Below are 795 nucleotides of genomic sequence, written 5' to 3'. Positions count from 1 at the left end.
AGATGCCGGTTACACTGCGGTCATTTCCCACCGTAGTGGTGAAACAGCGGATACCACCATTGCTGATCTGGCGGTGGCGACGGCGGCGGGCCAAATCAAGACCGGCTCCCTGTGCCGCTCCGACCGTGTTGCCAAGTACAACCGTTTGATTCGCATCGAGCAGGAACTGGGCCGTGCGGCTTACCATGGCCGTAAAGAGTTCAAGCTGCTCGGCTAAGCGATGCCAGCCCCCAAGGCAAAATCCAGCGCCGGCAACAGCAAGGGCAACACCGAGCGGATGACACTGAAACTGTCACCTGCCCGGCAAGTCGCTCTGGCATTGCTGGCGCTGCTGTTTTTGGGCCTGCAGGTTCGGTTGTGGTTTGGTGAAGGCAGCCTTCGCCATGTGGCCGCGTTGAAAAAAGACGTGGCCGTGCTGAAAGAAAGCAATGCCAAGCTGGCAGAACGCAATCGTCTCATGGCCGCTGACGTGAACGACCTGAAACAAGGTACAGAAGCGATTGAAGAAATCGCACGCAAGGACCTGGGGATGGTTCGTAACGGAGAAACCTTTTTCCTGATTCTTGAACAGCCCCGGGGCACAGAGTGAATCCTGTTATTTCCGGCCCGCTGTATGCCGTGGTTCCTGCTGCCGGGGTGGGAAGCCGAATGGGCGCGGGTTTTCCCAAGCAGTATCTTTCCCTGGCCGGCCAAACCTTGGCCGAACACACCCTGAATCGATTGCTCTCGTTCGCGCCGATCCACAAAGTAGTGGTGGCGGTGTCCGCTGACGACCCCTGGTGGCCCACGCTGGCG

2 protein-coding genes and 1 pseudogene are annotated in these 795 nt (G+C 58.7%); all 3 read left to right on the top strand.

Features of this window, described 5'->3' with window-relative positions:
* Positions 1-217, top strand: a pseudogene (eno, locus tag A3754_RS01380) (phosphopyruvate hydratase); the annotation flags it as partial.
* Positions 218-220: 3 nt separating this feature from the next.
* Complete coding sequence (locus A3754_RS01375) at positions 221-589, top strand: septum formation initiator family protein (protein ID WP_082872374.1); 369 nt, start codon at positions 221-223, stop codon at positions 587-589.
* A partial coding sequence (locus A3754_RS01370; protein WP_156496666.1) for a 2-C-methyl-D-erythritol 4-phosphate cytidylyltransferase occupies positions 586-795 on the top strand: 210 nt, incomplete at its 3' end. The genes A3754_RS01375 and A3754_RS01370, both read left to right, overlap by 4 nt.

It is taken from the genome of Alcanivorax sp. HI0083 (genome assembly GCF_001635175.1).
The sequence above is the reverse complement of the archived record's forward strand: the minus strand, read 5'-3'. Positions and strand labels throughout refer to the sequence as shown.

Excerpts from the sequence above, each read along its gene's own strand:
- A3754_RS01375 (WP_082872374.1), top strand. The coding sequence starts at position 221 with ATGCCAGCCCCCAAGGCAAAATCCAGCGCCGGCAACAGCAAGGGCAAC.